The organism is Pseudomonas sp. Pseusp49 (genome assembly GCF_059491875.1).
The window spans coordinates 289,754-310,802 of the sequence record NZ_CP168514.1; the positions used below are offsets into that span (position 1 = coordinate 289,754).

Annotated in this window: 14 protein-coding genes; 12 read left to right on the plus strand and 2 right to left on the minus strand. The window is 61.2% G+C overall.

Going from position 1 to position 21,049, the window contains the following annotated elements:
* Positions 1-132: 132 nt before the first annotated feature.
* A complete protein-coding gene (locus tag ACEN83_RS01220) occupies positions 133-2,352 on the minus strand; it encodes a primosomal protein N' (RefSeq protein WP_495579278.1) in 2,220 nt (739 codons plus the stop codon).
* Between the two features lie 288 nt (positions 2,353-2,640).
* Here ACEN83_RS01220 and rpmE point away from each other — a divergent pair, with 288 nt between their 5' ends.
* The 3 genes from rpmE to ACEN83_RS01235 all read left to right on the plus strand — a co-directional run bounded on the left by rpmE (position 2,641) and on the right by ACEN83_RS01235 (position 5,135).
* Positions 2,641-2,859, plus strand: a complete 219-nt coding sequence (gene rpmE / locus ACEN83_RS01225) for a 50S ribosomal protein L31 (RefSeq protein WP_007975586.1) — start codon at positions 2,641-2,643, stop codon at positions 2,857-2,859.
* 35 nt (positions 2,860-2,894) lie between these two features.
* Positions 2,895-3,683, plus strand: a complete 789-nt coding sequence (locus ACEN83_RS01230) for a thermonuclease family protein (protein WP_495579279.1) — start codon at positions 2,895-2,897, stop codon at positions 3,681-3,683.
* Between the two features lie 183 nt (positions 3,684-3,866).
* Positions 3,867-5,135, plus strand: a complete 1,269-nt coding sequence (locus ACEN83_RS01235) for a malic enzyme-like NAD(P)-binding protein (RefSeq protein ID WP_218483343.1) — start codon at positions 3,867-3,869, stop codon at positions 5,133-5,135.
* A 168-nt stretch (positions 5,136-5,303) separates the two neighbouring features.
* Here the strand turns inward: ACEN83_RS01235 and ACEN83_RS01240 are convergent, their stop codons facing one another.
* Positions 5,304-7,745, minus strand: coding sequence for a penicillin-binding protein 1A (locus tag ACEN83_RS01240; protein ID WP_495580835.1), 2,442 nt, complete (start codon positions 7,743-7,745; stop codon positions 5,304-5,306).
* Between the two features lie 216 nt (positions 7,746-7,961).
* On the opposite strand from ACEN83_RS01240, the gene ACEN83_RS01245 reads away from it, so the two are divergent.
* The 9 genes from ACEN83_RS01245 (at position 7,962) to gltB (ending at position 20,982) form a co-directional block, all read left to right on the plus strand.
* Positions 7,962-9,026, plus strand: coding sequence for a pilus assembly protein PilM (locus tag ACEN83_RS01245; protein ID WP_495579280.1), 1,065 nt, complete (start codon positions 7,962-7,964; stop codon positions 9,024-9,026).
* Positions 9,026-9,592: a PilN domain-containing protein gene (locus ACEN83_RS01250; RefSeq protein WP_495579281.1), complete on the plus strand. Its 567-nt coding sequence runs from the start codon at positions 9,026-9,028 to the stop codon at positions 9,590-9,592. The genes ACEN83_RS01245 and ACEN83_RS01250 overlap by 1 nt, the downstream gene beginning before the upstream one ends.
* Positions 9,589-10,212 carry a type IV pilus inner membrane component PilO gene (locus ACEN83_RS01255; RefSeq protein WP_116580787.1) on the plus strand — a complete coding sequence of 208 codons (624 nt, stop codon included), beginning with the start codon at positions 9,589-9,591 and terminating at the stop codon, positions 10,210-10,212. Before ACEN83_RS01250 ends, ACEN83_RS01255 begins: the two co-directional genes overlap by 4 nt.
* Positions 10,209-10,736: a pilus assembly protein PilP gene (locus ACEN83_RS01260; RefSeq protein WP_258683173.1), complete on the plus strand. Its 528-nt coding sequence runs from the start codon at positions 10,209-10,211 to the stop codon at positions 10,734-10,736. Before ACEN83_RS01255 ends, ACEN83_RS01260 begins: the two co-directional genes overlap by 4 nt.
* 13 nt (positions 10,737-10,749) lie before the next feature.
* Positions 10,750-12,813, plus strand: a complete 2,064-nt coding sequence (locus tag ACEN83_RS01265) for a type IV pilus secretin PilQ (RefSeq protein ID WP_495579282.1) — start codon at positions 10,750-10,752, stop codon at positions 12,811-12,813.
* A 4-nt stretch (positions 12,814-12,817) separates the two neighbouring features.
* Complete coding sequence (gene aroK, locus ACEN83_RS01270; protein ID WP_015093141.1) at positions 12,818-13,336, plus strand: shikimate kinase AroK; 519 nt, start codon at positions 12,818-12,820, stop codon at positions 13,334-13,336.
* Between the two features lie 150 nt (positions 13,337-13,486).
* The gene (gene aroB, locus ACEN83_RS01275) at positions 13,487-14,587 is read left to right on the plus strand and encodes a 3-dehydroquinate synthase (protein WP_007975598.1); all 1,101 of its coding nucleotides are present in this window, start codon (positions 13,487-13,489) and stop codon (positions 14,585-14,587) included.
* A 10-nt stretch (positions 14,588-14,597) separates the two neighbouring features.
* On the plus strand, positions 14,598-16,187 hold the full coding sequence (locus tag ACEN83_RS01280; RefSeq protein ID WP_495579283.1) for an ExeA family protein: 1,590 nt from the start codon (positions 14,598-14,600) through the stop codon (positions 16,185-16,187).
* A 349-nt stretch (positions 16,188-16,536) separates the two neighbouring features.
* Positions 16,537-20,982: a glutamate synthase large subunit gene (gene gltB / locus ACEN83_RS01285; RefSeq protein ID WP_495579284.1), complete on the plus strand. Its 4,446-nt coding sequence runs from the start codon at positions 16,537-16,539 to the stop codon at positions 20,980-20,982.
* Positions 20,983-21,049 lie beyond the last annotated feature (67 nt).

A 21,049-nucleotide genomic window follows, 5' to 3' on the forward strand; every position in this document is an offset into this window, starting at 1 on the left:
CCGTTGCGAAGACGGGCTTGCCAACCTTAGCAGGCAGCTTGTGGATGTGTGGTGACAAAAGAAGCAAAGATCGCAGCCCAGGCGTTTCACAAAATCCCTGTAGGAGCTGCCGAAGGCTGCGATCTTTTGATCTCAATACAAATCGACAGGATCGACATCCAAAGACCAGCGCACCGCCCGCCCACTCGGCATCTGCTCCAGCACCAACAGCCAACTGGCCAACAACCGATGCAACGGCGCCCGCGCCGTAGCCTGCAACAACAACTGCGCACGATAACGCCCGGCCCGCCGCTCCATTGGCGCCGGCACCGGCCCCAACAGTTCGATCCCGGTCAAACCCTGTTCTGCCAGCAAGCGCTCGGCCTCGCTGCACGCCTCATCGAGAAAACCTTCGGCCTGGCCCGGTTTATGCGCTTCGGCCCGCAACAACGCCAAATGCGCAAACGGCGGCAAGCCAGCCGCGCGGCGTTCGCTCAGGGCCTGTTCGGCGAAGGCGAAATAGCCTTGTTCGGTCAGTTGCACCAGCAGCGGGTGGTCGGCCAGGTGCGTCTGGATAATCACTTTGCCCGGCTCTTCGGCCCGGCCTGCACGGCCGGCGACCTGGACGATCAATTGCGCCATGCGTTCGCTGGCGCGGAAGTCGCCGGAGAACAGGCCGCCGTCGGCGTCGAGGATCGACACCAGTGTTACTCGTGGGAAGTGGTGGCCTTTGGCGAGCATTTGCGTACCGATCAGGATGCACGGCTGGCCTTTCTGAATAGTCGCGAACAGCTGGTTCATCGCATCCTTGCGCGATGTGCTGTCGCGGTCGACCCGCAGCACCGGATAGTCCGGGAACAGAATCGCCAGGCGCTCCTCGGCCCGCTCGGTGCCTGCACCAACGGGGCGCAGATCGACCTTGTTGCACTTCGGGCACTGGCGCGGCACGCGTTCGACGTAGCCGCAATGGTGGCAGCGCAACTCGCCGTAACGCTGATGCACGGTCATTCGCGCATCGCAGCGCTGACACTCGGACATCCAGCCGCAATCGTGACACAGCAGGGTCGGGGCGAAGCCGCGGCGGTTGAGGAACACCAGTACCTGCTGCCCGGCAGCCAGGGTCTGACCAATGGCTTGCTGCATCGGCCCGGAAATGCCGCTGTCCAGCGGGCGGCTTTTCACGTCCAGGCGCAGGAAGCGCGGCTGCTTGGCCCCACCGGCGCGCTCATTCAGGCGCAGCAGTCCGTAGCGGCCGGTGTAGGCGTTGTGCAGGCTTTCCAGCGAAGGGGTGGCGGAGCCGAGGACGATCGGGATGTTTTCCTGTCGCGCCCGCACCAGCGCCAGATCGCGGGCGTGGTAGCGCAAACCTTCCTGCTGTTTATAGGAGCCGTCGTGCTCTTCGTCGATGATGATCAGGCCGGGGTTCTTCATCGGCGTGAACAGAGCCGAACGCGTGCCGATAATGATGTCAGCCTCACCGTCCCGGGCGGCCAGCCAGGCATCGAGGCGCTCGCGGTCATTGACCGCCGAGTGGATCAGCGCGATGCGGGCATTGAAGCGCTGTTCGAAGCGCGCCAGGGTCTGCGGGCCGAGGTTGATTTCCGGGATCAGCACCAGTGCCTGCTTGCCGGCCTCCAGAGTTTCGCGGATCAACTGCAGATAGACTTCGGTCTTGCCGCTGCCGGTGACGCCGGCCAGCAGGAACGCGTGGTAACTGTCGAAGCCGGCGCGAATGGCCTCATAGGCGGCGCGCTGCTCCGGGTTCAGCGGCAGTTCAGGTTGCGCCAGCCAGTGTTCGTGGCGTGCACCGGGGGCGTGGCGACGGATCTCGACCTGCACCAGTTCCTTGGCCAGCAGCAAGTCCAGGCTGTCCTTGCTCAGCATCAGCTTGCTCAGCAACTGATGGGCGACGCCGTGGGGATGCTGGGCCAGCGTGGCCAGGGCTTCGCGCTGGCGCGGGGCGCGGGCGATGCGCGGATCATCGAGGCTGGCGCCTGGCGCGGCAGACCAGAAGCGTTCCTGGCGCGCTTCGGCCAGCTCACCCTGGCGCAGCAGCACCGGCAACGCCCAGCTCAAGGTGTCGCCGAGGCTGTGTTGATAGTACTGAGAGGTCCACAGGCACAGCTTGAACAGCGCGGGCGGCAGCGGTGGCGTAGCGTCGAGCAGGGCCAGGGCCGGCTTGAGTTTCTCGGCCGGTACTTCGCTGGTGTCGGTGATTTCCACCAGGATTCCGATCATCTCGCGCCGGCCGAACGGTACCCGCAGGCGCATGCCGGGGTGCAGTTGGGCACGCAGGACACCGGCCGGAGCGCGGTAGTCGAACAGGCGGCGCAGCGGCGAAGGCAGGGCGAGGCGCAGAATGGCGTCGGGCACGCGGGGGGATCTCGATAAACAGGCAATATGGGGTTTGGCACATAACTTGTGGGAGCGGGCTTGCTCGCGAATGCAGTGTGCCAGTCGGCATTCAAGTCGTCTGACACACCGCTTTCGCGAGCAAGCCCGCTCCCACAGGGGATCGCGTATTGGGCCGGGAGCCTAGCAGACGACTGGTTTGAGCGACAGCTTGCGTGAACGGGATTGTCTGGTAGAATCCGCGGCCTAATTACGTGCGGTATTCAACAATAGTGTTGGGTGGCGGCACGCTAGCCCGAGGAAAACACCATGAAAGCTGATATCCATCCAGAATACCCGGCAGTTGCTGTTACCTGCAGCTGCGGCAACAAGTTCGAAACCCGTTCGACCTTCGGCAAAGCCCTGGCGATCGACGTTTGCAACGAATGCCACCCGTTCTACACCGGTAAGCAAAAGACTCTGGACACCGGTGGTCGCGTACAGAAGTTCGCCGACCGTTTCGGTGCTTTCGGCGCGAAAAAGGCCTAAGGCCGATCAACTTGGGAAGCCGCTGCGGTTTTTCCATGCTGATGAAAAAGGCGTCCCTCGCGGGCGCCTTTTTTGTGTCCGCGATTTGGCTGTCTGGCGCGCAGGCCTTTTGTCCGACGCCAGGCGGCCTGACGCCCGTCGCGGTGCAGCGGGTAGTGGATGGCGACACCCTGCGCCTGAGCGATGGCCGCAATGTGCGCATGATCGGCTTGAATACGCCGGAGCTGGGCAAGCAAGGCCGTTCCGACGAGCCCTTCGCCGTGGCCGCGCGCAAACGCCTTGAGGCATTGGTGGCGGCCAGTGACGGGCGGGTCGGGTTGGTGCCTGGCAAAGAAAGCAAGGACCATTACGGCCGCACGCTGGCCCATGTCTACGGTGCAGATGGCGCCAACCTCGAAGCGCAAATGCTCGCCGAGGGCCTGGGTTTCCAGGTGGCCGTGGCGCCGAATGTCGATCTGGTTGCCTGTCAACAAGCCGCAGAGCGCAATGCTCGACAGGCCGGGCTCGGTGTGTGGCGCCAGTCGCCTGTACTGAAAGCGGAACAGATCAGCTCTTCCGGTTTTGCCGTGCTCAGCGGTCGCGTGAGCAAGGTGCAGCGCAATCGAGGTGGGGTTTGGATCGAGTTGCAGGACTCGGTTGTATTGCGCGTTGCACCCAATCTGCTGGCGCGTTTCGATGTGAACTCGCTGGAAAGCCTCAAGGGCAAGCAGATCGAGGCGCGTGGCTGGGTGCTGGATCGTTCGCGACGTGGCGGACTGAAAGAGGGGCAGGCGCGCTGGATGTTGCCCTTGTCCGACCCGGCGATGCTTCAAGCGGTGCAGTGATAAAAAATTGTAGACATTTTTTCTGTCGATTGTGAACAGTCCAGCCCTTGTGAGCCGTGGCTCTTGGCCCAAAGTCGTAGGGGCGGGCGCTTGACAGGGGTGACCAGTCAGTCTTGTGGGGACTTTGCGAGGCGCGTATCCTCGCTGACCAGTCTGTCCAACAGTAAAAAGCGGAATGCCAAAATGTCTGATCTGAAAACTGCCGCTCTCGAATATCACGCCAATCCTCGTCCAGGGAAGCTGAGTGTCGAGCTCACCAAGGCCACTGCTACCGCTCGCGACCTGTCGCTGGCCTACAGCCCGGGCGTAGCCGAGCCAGTACGCGAGATCGCCCGCGATCCCGAGCTGGCCTACAAGTACACCGGCAAAGGCAACCTGGTTGCAGTCATTTCCGATGGCACCGCGATTCTCGGCCTGGGTAACCTCGGCCCATTGGCTTCCAAGCCAGTGATGGAAGGTAAAGGCGTACTGTTCAAGCGCTTCGCCGGCATCGACGTTTTCGACATCGAAGTCGACTCCGAAAGCCCGCAGGCCTTCATCGACACCGTCAAGCGCATCTCCATCACCTTCGGTGGCATCAACCTGGAAGACATCAAGGCACCCGAGTGCTTTGAAATCGAACGCGCTCTGATCGAGCAGTGCGATATTCCGGTATTCCACGATGACCAGCACGGCACCGCTATCGTGACCGCGGCCGGCATGATCAACGCCCTGGAAATCGCTGGCAAAACCCTGTCGGAAGCCAAGATCGTCTGCCTGGGTGCCGGCGCCGCCGCCATCTCCTGCATGAAGTTGCTGGTGAGCATGGGCGCCAACATCGAAAACATCTACATGGTCGACCGTACCGGCGTGATCCACTCCGGCCGTGACGACCTGAACCAGTACAAGGCTGTGTTCGCTCACGCGACCGACAAGCGCACCCTGGCTGACGCCCTGCAAGGCGCTGACGTGTTCGTAGGCCTGTCCGGCCCGAACCTGCTGAGCCCTGAAGGCCTGCTGTCCATGGCGGCCAACCCGATCGTGTTCGCGTGCTCCAACCCTGATCCGGAAATCTCTCCGGAGCTGGCACACGCCACCCGTAGCGACGTGATCATGGCCACCGGTCGTTCCGACTACCCGAACCAGGTCAACAACGTACTGGGCTTCCCGTTCATCTTCCGTGGTGCCCTGGACGTTCGCGCCAAGCGCATCAACGAAGAGATGAAAGTAGCCGCGGCCAACGCCCTGCGTGAACTGGCCAAGCTGCCAGTGCCTCAGGAAGTGTGCGACGCCTACGGCGGCATCAAGCTGGAATTCGGCCGTGAGTACATCATTCCGAAGCCAATGGATGCCCGTCTGATCACCCTGATCTCCGATGCCGTGGCCAAAGCCGCCATCGAGACCGGCGTGGCGACCCTGCCGTATCCGAAGAACTACCCGCTGAAAAGCGTGGATGATGTGTTCAACGGCTAAGTAGTCGCTCCATAAAAAACCCGGCCACTGGCCGGGTTTTTTTATGGGACAGAAGATCGCAGGTTGCAGACCTCTGTAGGAGCTGCCGAAGGCTGCGATCTCTTGATCTTGCCCTGAAAAAAAGCCCCGCTCTTCTTTCGAAGGCGGGGCTTTTCAATATTGCTGTAATCAGAACAAATCGATCGGCGCTGCTTCATCCGCTGGCAATGGGCTGCCCGGCGCATTGCCATTGCCGAGCTCGTTGGCCGACGGTGGCGTATCTTCGGCCTTGAACAGCTCGAAGTAGGCGCCTGGCGTGCCCGGGCTGGCCGCACGGCCACTGACCGGATCGACTCGCAGGCTGAGGAGGCCTTCCGGCTCCGGCTGCGTATGCGGCGGCTTGCCTTTGAGTGCAGCGCCCATGTAGTTCATCCAGATCGGCAGCGCGACGGTGCCGCCGAATTCCTTGCGGCCCAGGCTTTCCGGCTGGTCGAAGCCGGTCCATACGGTGGTCACGTAATCGGCGTTGTAGCCGGAGAACCAGGCGTCCTTGGATTCGTTGGTCGTACCGGTCTTGCCGGCAATGTCAGGGCGGCCCAGGGCCAGCGCGCGGCGACCGGTACCGAGCTTGATCACGTCCTCAAGCATGCTGTTGAGGATGTACGTGGTGCGCCCGTCAACGATGCGTTCGGCTACGGCGGGTGCCTGTGGTGTCGACGCAGCAGCACCAGGGACTTCGCCCGGCGTTGCATTGACCGTGAAGGCTTGAGGCGCGGGTGCGGCAATGCCATCGCTGGCAGCGCCGCCCTGAGGCACGCTCGGCGGATTGGCGACGAACAGCGTGTCGCCGTTGCGGCTTTCAATCCTGTCGATGATGTACGGGGTGATCTTGTAGCCGCCGTTGGCGAAGGTGCTCCAGCCGGTGGCGATCTCCATTGGCGTCAGGGTCGCGGTGCCCAGCGCCAGGGACAGGTTGGGTGGCAGGTCCTGTTTGTTGAAGCCGAAGCGAGCGATGTAGTCGATGGTCTTGCCAACACCCATCGCCTGCAGCAAACGGATCGACACCAGGTTGCGCGACTTATAGAGCGCTTCACGCAGGCGGATCGGGCCGAGGAACGTGTTGGTGTCGTTTTTCGGCCGCCAGACCTTGTCCAGGTACTCGTCGACGAACACAATCGGGGCGTCGTTCACCAGGCTGGAGGCGGTGTAGCCGTTATCCAGTGCGGCGGCGTAGACGAACGGTTTGAAGCTCGAACCCGGCTGGCGTTTGGCCTGCAGTGCGCGGTTGTAGTTGCTCTGTTCAAAGGCGAAGCCACCAACCAGGGCGCGAATGGCACCGTTCTGTGGGTCCAGGGACACCAGCGCGCCCTGGGCCAGCGGGATCTGGCTGAACTTCAGCGAGTTGTCCGGCTGACGCTGCACGCGAATCAGGTCACCGACCTGGGCCACGTCCGAAGGCTGCTTCGGGTTGGCGCCCATGCTGTTGGTGTTCAGGAATGGACGGGCCCACTTCATGGTGTCCCAGTTGACGTGTTCCTGGCCGGTGCGGGTCAGCACCTGCAGGCCGCTCTTGTCGACCTGGGTCACGATGGCCGGTTCCAGGCCGCTGATGGTGCGTTGCTTGGTCAGTTCGGTTACCCAGGCTTCACGCGTCTTGCCCGGAAGCCGCGACTCGGGGCCGCGATAGCCGTGGCGCTGATCGTAGGTCATCAGGCCTTCGTGAACTGCGGTGTTGGCCAGTTCCTGGAGGTCGCTCGGCACCGTGGTGGTGACGCGGAAACCTTCGGTATACGCGTCGCTGCCATAACGCCCGACCATTTCGGCGCGGGCCATTTCGGCGATGTAGGGAGCGTTCACTTCCGGAGTCGGTACGTGATAGCTGGCGTTCAGCGGCTCGTTGATCGCGGCGGTGTAGTCGGCCTCGCTGATTTTGCCGAGCTTGTACATGCGCCCCAGGATCCAGTCGCGACGCTCCTTGCTGCGCGCGGGGTTGGCCAGCGGGTTGAAGCGCGACGGCGCCTTGGGCAGGCCGGCAATCATTGCCATCTGCGCCAGGCTGACATCGCGGATCGATTTGCCGTAATAGACCTGCGCCGCCGCTTCGATGCCGTAGGCACGGTTACCCAGATAGATCTTGTTGACGTACAGCTCGAGGATTTCGTCCTTGGTCAGCTGACGTTCGATCTGCAGGGCCAGCAGGATCTCGGTGGTCTTGCGCGAAAAGCTGCGTTCGCTGGTCAGGAAGAAGTTCTTCGCCACCTGCATGGTGATCGTGCTGCCACCGGACTGGATGTGTCCGCTTTTGACCAGTTGGGTCGCGGCACGCATCAGGCTGCTGGGATCGACGCCGTAGTGGTTGGCGAAATTGTCGTCTTCAGCACTTAGTAACGCATTAATGAAATTGGGGGGAATGTCGGCGAAACGGATCGGTGTACGGCGCATTTCGCCGAATTCTGCGATCAACTTGTTATCGCTGCTGTAGACCCGCAAAGGAATCTGCAACTGGATGCTTCTCAGCGCCTCCACGGACGGCAGCCCGGGACTAAGGTAGAGGTACGCCCCGCTCAGACCCAGAAGGAGTCCGCAGAAAACCGCGACGATGGACCAACCGAAAAATTTCAGCAGACGAATCAAGGCTTTTGGATATCCAGGGCAAAAATGAATTGGGCAACAGGGTTCAGGCTAAATGAGAACGACCCGCGCTTGAGCAAATGCGGAAAAAAACGCTGGGCATTATAAGCATTTTTCTGATCGGGAGCGCGGTTGGCGCTGCTGTCAAGACGGGCGGATTGAACGCAATGGACATTGCAGAGTCCGTAACTCACGGAAAGTCATAGGGAATTGGTAGTGCCAGGACTCTTCAACAAAAAATCCAGTACGCTCCTGGGAATCGATATCAGCTCTACCTCGGTAAAGCTTCTGGAATTGAGCCGCCAGGGCGAACGCTACCGGGTCGAGGCTTATGCGGTCGAGCCGTTGCCGGTCGGCGCGGTGATCGAAAAGAACATTGCTGACCTCGAAGGCGTGGGGCTGGCCCTTTCGCGCGCGCTGACCAGGGCCAGAACCGGCCTCAAGGGCGTGGTCGTGGCTGTGGCAGGCTCGGCAGTGATCACCAAGATCATCGAAATGGATGCCGCTCTTTCCGAAGACGAGTTGGAAAGCCAGCTGAAGATCGAGGCGGATCAATACATCCCTTATCCCCTGGATGAAGTCGCGATCGACTTTGAAGTCCAGGGTTCCTCCGCGCGCAACCCGGAGCGCGTCAACGTGCTGCTCGCGGCTTGCCGCAAGGAAAACCTCGAGGTCCGCGAGGCCGCCCTGGCCCTGGCCGGGCTGACTGCCCGCGTAGTCGATGTCGAGGCCTATGCACTGGAGCGCTCATTCGGGTTGCTGGCCGGTCGGCTAGCGGTCTCCGAGAAACCGTTGACGGTCGCAGTAGTGGATATCGGCGCCACCATGACCACACTGAGCGTGCTGCACGACGGGCGAATTATCTACACCCGCGAGCAACTGTTCGGCGGTCGGCAGTTGACCGGGGAAATCCAGCGTCGCTATGGCCTGACGCTGGAGCAGGCGAGTCTGGCGCAAAGGAAGGGCGGCCTGCCGGATGACTATGCCGGTGAGGTCTTGCAGCCCTTTCAACAGGCACTGGTGCAGCAGGTGTCGCGCTCGTTGCAATTCTTCTTTGCCGCCGGCCAGTACAGCGCCGTCGACCATATCCTGCTGGCCGGCGGTACCGCGTCGGTCCCGGGGCTGGACTGTTTGGTCGAGCGGCAATTGGGTACGCCGACCCTGATCGCGAACCCTTTTTCCGCAATGACGCTGGGCAGCAAGGTCAACGGTGCTGCCCTGGCGAGTCATGCCCCGGCGTTGATGATCGCCTGTGGTCTGGCCCTCAGGAGCTTCGACTGATGGCGCGGATCAACCTTTTACCCTGGCGCGAGGAGCGGCGTGAAGTTCGCCGCAAACGTTTCCTGCTGGTCCTGGTGGTTGCTATGGCGGGCACTATGGGCGCAGTGCTGGTTGCCAACCAGGCCATCAGTCGTGCCATCGACCGGCAAATCGCCCGTAACGATTACATCGGCAGGCAAATCGCCGTGGTCGATGAGCGGATCACACAGATCAATGATCTCAAGGAGCGCCGCCAGCAACTGGTCGAGCGCATGCGCATCATCCAGGGCCTGCAAGACAACCGCCAAATCAGCGGGCGAATATTTGACCAGTTGGCGCGAGCACTGCCTGACGGCGTGTATTTCACCGACGTGAGAATGGCCGCAAAGACCTTGTCCATCACCGGTGCCGCGCAATCCAATAGCCGTGTTTCAGACTTGATGCGCAACCTCGAAGCATCAGACTGGTTCGATGCGCCGAGCCTGACTGAAGTCAAGGCCGCGGCTGCCGGTCAGGTGGCGCAGGCCAACATCTTCCAGTTGACCGTTCGCCAGACTCAACCCGCAGCACCGGAGGGCGGCAAATGAGGCTGTCCGAATGGTTCGAAGGGTTGCGCAAGATCGACTTCAACGATCTGGACACCGGAAACATGGGGGCCTGGCCACCGGCGATCAAGTGTCTGGTGGCCGGTTTGCTCATGCTTGTGGTGCTGACCTTGGGTTACAACTTTTCCACTCGCGACCTCGAGAGCCAGCTCGATCTGAAGCGTGAGGAAGAGTCGGCGCTCAAGGAACAGTTCGCCGGCAAAGCCCGCATGGCGGCGAATCTCGATCTCTACACCCAGCAGTTGAAAGAGATGGAGAACGCTTTCGGCGTGCTGTTGCGGCAACTGCCCGGCGACACCGAAGTGCCCGGCTTGCTGGAAGACATCACGCGTACAGGTCTGGGTAGTGGCCTGGAGTTCGAGGAGATCAAGCTGCTGCCGGAAGTCGCCCAGCCGTTCTACATCGAGTTGCCGATCCAGATCACGGTCACCGGCGGTTACCACGACCTGGCGACCTTCGTCAGTGGTGTGGCCGGGTTGCCGCGAATCGTCACCTTGCACGATTTCGACCTTGCCCCCGTCAGTCCCCAGGGTGCTCCGAAACTGCGCTTGAGTATCCTCGCCAAGACCTACCGCTACAGCGAAACGGGGCGACATCAATGACCCCGGCGCGTTGTTTTTCGATGGTGCTGTTGCTGTCTGTTCTGTCCGGCTGTGGCGCTGGCGATGACTACAGCGATCTGGACGCCTACCTGAGCGAAATACGCCTGCGCGGCCCGGGCAGTATTGAACCAACGCCGGTATTCCGGTCTTACCCGACATTCATCTACGACGCAGCGAACCTGCGCAGTCCGTTTTCACCACAGCTCAGCACTGATCTGGCGGCCCATCGGCGGGGTTCGCGCAACGTCAAACCCGACCCTGACCGGGTCAGGCAATACCTCGAAGGTTTCAACATCGAGCAGTTTGAAATGGTCGGCACCCTTTCCAATGCAAAGGGCTCTTTTGCCCTGTTGCGCGGGGCGGGTGGCGTGCACCGCCTGAAGGTCGGTGATTACCTGGGGCGTAACGACGGACGAATCGTTGCGATCAGTGGTTCGCAAGTCGATGTGGTTGAAATTGTCCCTGATGGTCAGGGTGCGTGGCTGGAGCGTCCCCGGACCATCCCTTTGAAAGAGCACTCATAGTGGAACCCGCATAATGAACAGGATTTTCTCCGCCTTCGGCCTTTCGCTATGGATAGCGATGTTGTCGCCGATGGTACAAGCGGCCAATCTCAAGGCGCTGGATGTCGCTGCGCTGCCGGGAGACCGGGTCGAGTTGAAGTTGTCGTTCGATGCACCGCCCCCGTTGCCTCAGGGCTACATGACGGAGTCGCCGGCCCGGATTGCGCTGGATTTGCCGGGTGTCACCAGTCAACTGGCCAGCAAGACGCGCGATCTCGGCAGTGGAAATGCCCGTAGTGCAACGGTGGTGGAGGCCGGGGACCGTACGCGATTGATCATCAACCTGGCTCAGTCGGCCCCGTACGACTCGCGAATTGAAGGCAACAATTTGCTGGTGGTAGTCGGGCAGGGTGTCAAACCGTCGACACTCAGGTCGGCGGCCCCGGCAATGCCGGTACGCGCCGCTGCGACGCCGGGCAAGGCCATTCGGGGTGTGGATTTTCAGCGAGGCACGCAGGGCGAGGGCAACGTGGTGATCGACTTGTCGGATCCATCGATTGCTCCCGACATACAGCAGCGCGAGGGCAAGATTATTGTCGGGTTTGCCAAAACCCGATTGCCCGAGCCGCTGCGCGTGCGTCTGGATGTGAAGGATTTCGCCACGCCTGTGCAGTTCGTCAATGCCAGCGCAAGCGGCGATCGAGCAATCATCAGCATCGAGCCCGGTGGTGCGTTCGACTACTCGACCTATCAGACCGACAGCAAGCTCACGGTCAGCGTTCGCCCGGCGACGGTCGACGACCTGCAAAAGCGCAATGCCGGGCTACAGGCTTACAGCGGCGAGAAGCTTTCGCTGAATTTCCAGGACATCGATGTGCGTTCGGTGCTGCAATTGATCGCCGATTTCACCAACCTCAATCTGGTGGCCAGCGACACGGTGCAGGGTGGCATCACGTTGCGCCTGCAGAACGTGCCGTGGGATCAGGCGCTGGATCTGGTGCTGAAAACCAAGGGGCTGGACAAGCGCAAGGTCGGCAATGTCCTGCTTGTTGCGCCGGCCGATGAAATTGCTGCCCGTGAGCGTCAGGAACTGGAATCACAAAAGCAGATTGCCGATCTGGCGCCGTTGCGCCGGGAGCTGTTGCAGGTGAATTACGCCAAGGCGGCGGACATCGCCAAGCTCTTCCAGTCGGTGACCAGTGCCGAAGCGAAACCCGACGAACGGGGGTCGATCACTGTCGACGAGCGCACCAACAACATCATTGCCTACCAGACCCAGGAGCGGCTTGATGAGCTGCGCAGGATCGTCACGCAGCTGGATATCCCTGTGCGTCAGGTCATGATCGAGGCGCGGATTGTCGAAGCCAACGTCGACTATGACAAAAGCCTCGGGGTGCGCTGGGGCGGATCGATACAGAACAGGGGCAACTGGAACACCTCCGGTGTGAGCAATGGACTCAACGGGTCATCGACCATCGGCACGCCCGGCAGTACCAGCACCAACTCACCGTTCGTCGACATGGGCGTCGCCAACAACACCTCGGGAATCGGCATCGCGTTCATCACCGATAACGTCTTGCTGGACCTGGAGCTGACAGCCATGGAGAAAACCGGCAACGGCGAAATCGTCTCGCAACCCAAGGTGGTCACGTCCGACAAGGAAACCGCCAAGATCCTCAAGGGCACCGAGATTCCCTATCAGGAGGCCAGTTCCAGTGGCGCGACTTCGGTGTCGTTCAAGGAGGCTTCGCTGTCGTTGGAGGTGACGCCGCAGATCACGCCCGACAACCGGATCATCATGGAAGTGAAGGTGACCAAGGACGAGCCGGACTACCTGAACAAGGTCCAGGATGTACCACCCATCAAGAAAAACGAAGTCAACGCCAAGGTCCTGGTCAACGATGGCGAGACCATCGTCATTGGCGGTGTTTTCTCAAATACTCAGAGCAAGGTCGTAGATAAGGTGCCATTTCTTGGCGATGTGCCGTATCTTGGCCGCCTTTTCCGGCGTGATGTGGTTTCGGAGAAAAAATCCGAGCTGTTGGTATTCCTCACTCCGCGTATCATGAATAATCAGGCGATTGCTGTGAGTCATTGATTCTGTGCGAAATTTGATTCTTGTAGGACCGATGGGTGCTGGAAAAAGCACCATCGGCCGGTTGCTGGCCAAAGAGCTGCGCCTGCCATTCAAAGATTCCGATAAGGAAATTGAATTGCGCACGGGCGCCAATATCCCTTGGATCTTCGATAAAGAAGGCGAACCGGGCTTTCGTGATCGCGAGCAGGCAATGATTGCCGAGCTGTGCGACTACGACGGTGTGGTGCTGGCGACAGGTGGGGGCGCGGTCATGCGCGAAGCCAATCGTCGGGCACTGCATGCCGGTGGGCGGGTGGTTTATCTGCATGCCTCGGTCGAGCAGCAGGTCGGCCGCACGGCCCGTGACCGCAATCGGCCATTGTTGCGTACCGCCGATCCGGCCAAGACCCTTCGGGACCTGTTGGCGATCCGCGATCCGCTTTACCGGGAAATTGCCGACCTGGTGGTCGAAACCGATGAGCGACCACCGCGAATGGTCGTACTCGACATTCTAGAGCGCCTGCAGCAGTTGCCACCCCGTTAAAGCGCCGCGCGAAATGCGCTATCCTCGGCGTCTCGCCATGACCGCTCAAGGTTGTGGCGGATGGCTACCGAACGGCGTCACACCAGCAGATGCCGTGGATATTCGTTAACTCAAGGCAGGACGCCTGATTCATCTTCACTGTGGGGACACATGCAGACACTCAAGGTCGATCTAGGCGAGCGCAGCTACCCGATTCATATTGGCGAAGGTTTGTTGGATCAGCCTGAGCTGCTGGCCCCGCACATTCGCGGGCGGCAAGTGGCGATCATCTCCAACGAGACTGTTGCACCGCTCTATCTCGAGCGTCTGACCCGCAGCCTGGCGCAGTTCTCGGTGATTTCCGTGGTGCTGCCCGACGGTGAAGCCTTCAAGACCTGGGAAACCCTGCAACTGATTTTCGACGGTCTGCTGACCGCGCGGCATGATCGCCGTACAACGGTGATCGCCCTCGGTGGCGGTGTGATCGGTGACATGGCCGGCTTTGCCGCCGCCTGCTACCAGCGCGGCGTCGATTTCATCCAGGTCCCGACCACGCTGCTGTCGCAGGTCGACTCCTCGGTGGGCGGCAAGACCGGGATCAACCATCCGCTGGGCAAGAACATGGTCGGCGCCTTCTATCAGCCGAACGTGGTGCTGATCGATACCGCCAGCCTCAATACCCTGCCGGCGCGCGAACTGTCCGCCGGTCTGGCGGAAGTCATCAAGTACGGGCTGATCTGTGATGAGCCGTTCCTGACCTGGCTCGAAGACAACGTCGACCGTCTGCGCAACCTGGACCAGCAAGCCCTGACCTATGCCATCGAGCGCTCCTGCGCGGCCAAGGCCGCGGTGGTCGGTGCCGATGAGAAAGAGACGGGCGTTCGTGCCACGTTGAACCTGGGCCACACGTTTGGCCACGCCATCGAAACCCACATGGGCTATGGTGTCTGGCTACATGGAGAAGCGGTGGCTGCTGGCACTGTAATGGCGCTGGAAATGTCCGCGCGACTGGGCTGGATCAGCGAGCAGGAGCGTGATCGCGGCATTCGTCTGTTCCAGCGAGCAGGGCTGCCGGTCATTCCGCCAGAAGAGATGACAGAAGCCGATTTCCTCGAACATATGTCCATTGATAAAAAAGTGATCGACGGTCGTTTGCGCCTGGTGCTGCTGCGCCACATGGGTGAAGCGGTGGTGACCGACGATTATCCGAAAGAGGTTCTACAGGCCACGCTGGGGGCAGACTACCGCGCCCTGGCTCAGCTTAAAGGTTAATAAGAACACGATGACTAGTTTGCATGCCGACGAGGCTTTCCTCGGCCATTACCAGTTGAGTCACGACCCTTTCGCTCCACGGGTGCCTGGCTTCAAATTTTTCCCGGCCCAGCGCAAACCCGTGCTGGGACAGTTGCATCACCTGGCCCGCTACAGTCAGTTGCTGCTGGTGGTCACTGGCCCCGAGGGCAGCGGCAAGACCCTGTTGCGTCAGGCCCTGGTCGCCAGCACCAACAAGCAGTCGGTACAAAGCGTGGTGGTGTCCGCCCGTGGCGCCGGCGATGCGGCCGGTGTGCTGCGTCAGGTGGCCCAGGCGCTGAATGTCGCCCAGGCGGATGCCGACGCTATCCTGGCCCAGGTGGTGCAGCTTGCGCTCACCGGCCAGGAAGTCTATTTGCTGGTCGATGACGCCGAACAGCTCGATGAGTCCGGCCTTGAGGTTCTGATGGTCCTGGGGGCCGGTGCGCCTGAAGGTCGCCCGCATGTGTTCCTGTTCGGTGAAACCTCGCTGATCGCTCAGCTTGAGGCTTTGCATCTCGAGGAGGAGCGATTCCACGTCATCGAACTGCAGCCCTATACCGAGGACGAAACCCGCGAGTATCTGGAGCAGCGGCTCGAGGGCGCTGGCCGCGGCATCGAACTTTTCACCGCGAATCAGATCTCTGATATTCACGAAAGCTCCGAAGGCTGGCCTGGCAGCATCAATCAGGTCGCTCGCGATGCAATGATCGAAGCCATGATCGCCAGCCGCTCTGCGGTCAAGCGTCCAAAAATGGGGTTCAATATGCCGAAGAAACACGTATTGGCGATTTCCGCCGTTGTCGTGGTTGCGGTAGCTGCCGCCTGGATGATGCCGGGTCGCAACAAGGCACCGACCACCGGTGCGCCGGCCAATGAACAGGCGCAACTGCCGCTTGGCCAGGGCCAGCCAACCGCAAATGGCGGTGCTCCGGCCGTCGAATTCGCCGGCAACACGCAGCCGATGCCATTGCCGTTGGTCGGTAACTCGCAACCGGTCATGCGCGCCCCGCTGGCTGAGGCTGCAGGCGGCATCACCGAAGGCGACGACGGCGTTCCGGTTGAAGGCTCCAGCGCCACACCGCCGACGGTGACCACTACGGCGCCGCCTGTGGGCGTTCCTGCCGGCCCTGCGCCGACACCAGCGGCCAAGCCTGCACCTGCGCCGACTCAGGTCGCCACGGCCAAGCCAGCGCCAGCTCCAGTGGCCAAGCCTGCTCCAGCGCCAGCCAAGCCAGCCGTTGCGGCGGCGACCAAGCCTGCCGAGAAACCGGCTCCGGCAGCCAAGGCTGCTGGCGGCACCTGGTACGCCGGTCAGGCTCCGGGCAACTACGTGGTGCAAATCCTCGGCACCAGCTCCGAGACTGCCGCACAAAGCTTCGTCAAAGAGCAGGGCGGCGAGTACCGTTATTTCAAGAAAGTCCTCAATGGCAAGCCGCTCTACGTGATCACCTACGGCAACTTCGCCAATCGTGATGCAGCCGTTTCCGCCATCAAGGCCTTGCCAGCGAAGGTTCAGGCTGGTAAACCTTGGCCTCGCACTGTCGCCAGCGTCCAACAGGAACTGGCAACAACTCGCTGAAGATTCGGCGGCCTTACCCAGGCCGCCTCTCCAAGCACCTCAAAATTTCTACAAGTGCGCGCAACCTTTCGGGCTGCGTGCCTTGTGGTGTCTGCGTCACAGTAGTCTTTGAGTCGTTGCGGTCAAAATTAAAAAAGTTTTGACTAGCACAGCAGATCCCTTTAAACCTTTCACAAATGCGACATGGATTTGCGACATTTCGTCGTCAAATTTGTGAGGCCAAGTGTCGGTGTGTACAATGACCTCCCTTTTGTCCCCGCAAAGCTGGCGTACGTTCGGCGCGGATGGCAAGTGGTTGAATTGAAAAGAAATTTGCCTCGTACAGAGGCAGCCTGGTGAGAAAGTGTCTATGAAAGCAGGTCTGTACCAACCAGATGAATTCAAGGATAACTGTGGTTTCGGCCTGATAGCCCATATGCAGGGCGAGCCCAGTCATACCCTTTTGCAAACGGCCATCGAGGCCCTGACCTGCATGACCCACCGCGGTGGGATTAATGCCGACGGCAAGACCGGTGACGGTTGCGGTCTGCTGATTCAAAAGCCGGACGTGTTCCTGCGAGCCATCGCCCAGGAAACCTTCGGCGTCGAAATGCCCAAGCAATATGCGGTGGGCATGGTCTTCTTCAACCAGGACCCGGTCAAAGCCGAAGCCGCTCGCGAGAACATGAACCGCGAGATCCTGGCCGCTGGCCTGCAACTGGTCGGCTGGCGCAAAGTGCCGATCGACACCAGCGTCCTCGGCCGTCTGGCCCTTGAGCGCCTGCCGCAGATCGAGCAAGTGTTCATCGGTGGTGAAGGCCTGAGCGACCAGGACATGGCCGTCAAGCTGTTCACCTCCCGTCGTCGCTCGTCCGTGGCCAACGCCGCCGACACCGACCACTACGTCTGCAGCTTTTCGCACAAGACCATCATTTACAAAGGCCTGATGATGCCGGCGGACTTGACCGCCTTCTATCCGGACCTGAGCGATGAGCGCCTGCAAACGTCGATTTGCGTGTTCCACCAGCGCTTCTCCACCAACACCCTGCCGAAATGGCCGCTGGCTCAACCGTTCCGCTTCCTGGCGCACAACGGCGAGATCAACACCATCACCGGCAACCGCAACTGGGCCGTGGCCCGTCGCACCAAGTTCACCAACGACCTGATGGATCTGGAAGAACTCGGCCCGCTGGTCAACCGTGTGGGTTCCGACTCCTCGAGCATGGACAACATGCTGGAGCTGATGGTCACCGGCGGCATCGACCTGTTCCGTGGCGTGCGGATGATCATTCCGCCAGCGTGGCAGAACGTCGAGACCATGGACCCGGATCTGCGCGCGTTCTACGAATACAACTCGATGCACATGGAACCGTGGGACGGCCCGGCCGGCGTGGTAATGACCGACGGTCGCTACGCGGTGTGCCTGCTCGACCGTAACGGACTGCGTCCGGCGCGTTGGGTCACCACCAAGAACGGTTTCATCACCCTGGCCTCGGAAATCGGTGTCTGGAACTACCAGCCTGAAGACGTGATCGCCAAGGGCCGCGTAGGCCCGGGGCAGATCTTTGCCGTGGACACCGAGACCGGTCAGATCCTCGACACCGATGCCATCGACAACCGTTTGAAGTCGCGTCATCCGTACAAGCAATGGCTGCGCAAGAATGCCCTGCGCATCCAGGCGACTATGGAAGACAACGACCACGGCTCTGCGTTCTACGACGTCGATCAGCTCAAGCAATACATGAAGATGTACCAGGTCACGTTCGAAGAGCGCGACCAGGTGCTGCGTCCGCTCGGTGAACAGGGCTACGAAGCCGTGGGCTCGATGGGCGACGATACGCCGATGGCCGTGCTTTCCCAGCGAGTGCGCACGCCGTACGACTATTTCCGCCAGCAGTTCGCGCAGGTCACCAACCCGCCGATCGACCCGCTGCGTGAAGCCATCGTCATGTCGCTGGAGATCTGCCTCGGTGCCGAGCGCAACATTTTCCAGGAGTCGCCGGAACACGCCTCGCGCGTGATCCTCAGCTCGCCGGTCATTTCCCCGGCCAAGTGGCGCTCGCTGATGAACCTCGATCGTCCGGGCTTCGAGCGCGCGATCATCGACCTGAACTACGACGAAAGCGTCGGCCTCGAAGCGGCCATCCGCAACGTTGCCGATCAGGCCGAAGAAGCCGTGCGCGCCGGTCGTACCCAGGTCGTGCTGAGTGACCGTCACATCGCCCCGGGCAAGTTGCCAATCCACGCGTCTCTGGCTACCGGCGCGGTGCACCACCGCCTGACCGAAAAAGGCCTGCGTTGCGATTCCAATATCCTGGTGGAAACCGCGACCGCTCGCGATCCGCATCACTTCGCCGTGTTGATCGGTTTCGGCGCCTCTGCCGTTTATCCGTTCCTGGCTTACGAAGTGCTGGGTGACCTGATCCGTACCGGTGAAGTGCTGGGCGACCTCTACGAGGTGTTCAAGAACTACCGCAAAGGCATCACCAAGGGCCTGCTCAAGATCCTGTCGAAGATGGGCATCTCGACCATCACTTCGTACCGTGGTGCACAGTTGTTCGAGGCCATCGGCCTGTCCGAGGAAGTCTGCAACCTGAGCTTCCGTGGCGTGCCGAGCCGCATCAAGGGTGCGCGTTTCGTCGACATCGAAGCCGAGCAGAAAGCCCTGGCCACCGAAGCCTGGAGTCCGCGCAAGCCGATCCAGCAAGGCGGCCTGCTGAAGTTCGTCCACGGTGGCGAATATCACGCGTACAACCCGGACGTGGTCAACACCCTGCAGGCTGCGGTGCAGCAGGGCGACTACAGCAAGTTCAAGGAATACACCTCGCTGGTGGATAACCGCCCGGTGTCGATGATCCGCGACCTGCTGAAAGTCAAAACCCTCGACACTCCTTTAGACATGAGCGAGATCGAACCGCTGGAATCGGTGCTCAAGCGCTTCGACTCCGCCGGTATCTCCCTGGGCGCCCTGTCGCCGGAAGCTCACGAAGCCCTGGCCGAAGCCATGAACCGCCTCGGTGCGCGTTCCAACTCCGGCGAAGGCGGCGAAGACCCGGCGCGCTACGGCACCATCAAGAGCTCGAAAATCAAGCAGGTTGCGACTGGCCGCTTCGGTGTGACCCCGGAGTACCTGGTCAACGCCGAAGTGCTGCAGATCAAGGTCGCCCAGGGCGCCAAGCCGGGCGAGGGCGGTCAACTGCCGGGCGGTAAAGTGAACGGTCTGATCGCCAAGCTGCGTTACGCAGTGCCGGGCGTGACCTTGATCTCGCCACCGCCGCACCACGACATCTACTCGATCGAAGACTTGTCGCAGCTGATTTTCGACCTGAAACAAGTCAACCCGAAGGCGCTGGTTTCGGTGAAGCTGGTAGCGGAAGCCGGCGTCGGCACCATCGCCGCCGGTGTGGCCAAGGCCTACGCGGACTTGATCACCATCTCCGGCTACGACGGCGGCACCGGTGCATCGCCGCTGACCTCGATCAAATACGCGGGCGCGCCGTGGGAACTCGGCCTGGCCGAAACCCACCAGACCCTGCGTGGCAACGACTTGCGCGGCAAAGTCCGGGTACAGACCGACGGCGGCCTGAAAACCGGCCTTGACGTGATCAAGGCGGCCATCCTCGGCGCTGAAAGCTTTGGCTTCGGCACCGCGCCGATGATCGCCCTGGGCTGCAAATACCTGCGCATCTGCCACCTGAACAACTGCGCCACCGGCGTTGCGACCCAGAACGAGAAGCTGCGCAAGGACCACTACATCGGCACCGTCGACATGGTGGTGAACTTCTTCACCTACGTCGCCGAAGAAACCCGTGAGTGGCTGGCCAAGCTGGGCGTGCGTTCCCTCGAGGAACTGATCGGCCGTACCGATCTGCTGGAGGTCCTCGAAGGCCAGACCGCCAAGCAGCATCACCTGGACCTGACTCCGTTGCTGGGCAGCGACCACGTGCCGGCGGACAAACCGCAGTTCTGTGGCGTAGACCGCAACCCGCCGTTCGACAAAGGCCTGCTGGCCGAGAAGATGGTCGACATGGCCACCTCGGCGATCAACGACCTGAGCGGCGCTGAATTCGCCCTGGATATCTGCAACTGCGACCGTTCCATCGGTGCACGGATCTCCGGCGAAATCGCGCGCAAGCACGGCAACCAGGGCATGGCCAATGCGCCGATCACCTTCCGCTTCAAGGGCACTGCGGGCCAGAGCTTTGGTGTGTGGAACGCCGGCGGCCTGAACATGTACCTGGAAGGCGACGCCAACGACTACGTCGGCAAGGGCATGACCGGCGGCAAGCTGGTGATCGTTCCGCCGAAGGGTAGCGTCTACCGCACCCAGGACAGTGCCATCATCGGCAACACCTGCCTGTACGGCGCCACGGGCGGCAAGCTGTTCGCCGCCGGCACCGCGGGCGAGCGCTTCGCCGTGCGTAACTCCGGTGCCCACACCGTGGTGGAAGGCACTGGCGATCACTGCTGCGAGTACATGACCGGTGGTTTCGTCTGCGTATTGGGCAAGACCGGTTACAACTTCGGCTCTGGCATGACCGGCGGTTTCGCCTATGTGCTCGACCAGGACAACACCTTCGTTGACCGGGTCAACCACGAACTGGTGGAAATCCAGCGGATCAGCGGCGAGGCGATGGAAGCCTACCGTAGCCACCTGCAACGCGTGCTGAACGAGTACGTCGAGGAAACCGACAGCGAGTGGGGTCGTGAGCTCGCCGAGAACCTCGATGATTACTTGCGTCGTTTCTGGCTGGTCAAACCTAAGGCGGCGAGCTTGAAATCTCTGCTCTCCAGTACTCGTGCGAATCCGCAGTAACGACGCAGCTGCAAGCGGCAAGCTTCAAGCCGCAAGTTAACAGCAGAGCGCGTTGTGCCTGCCACCG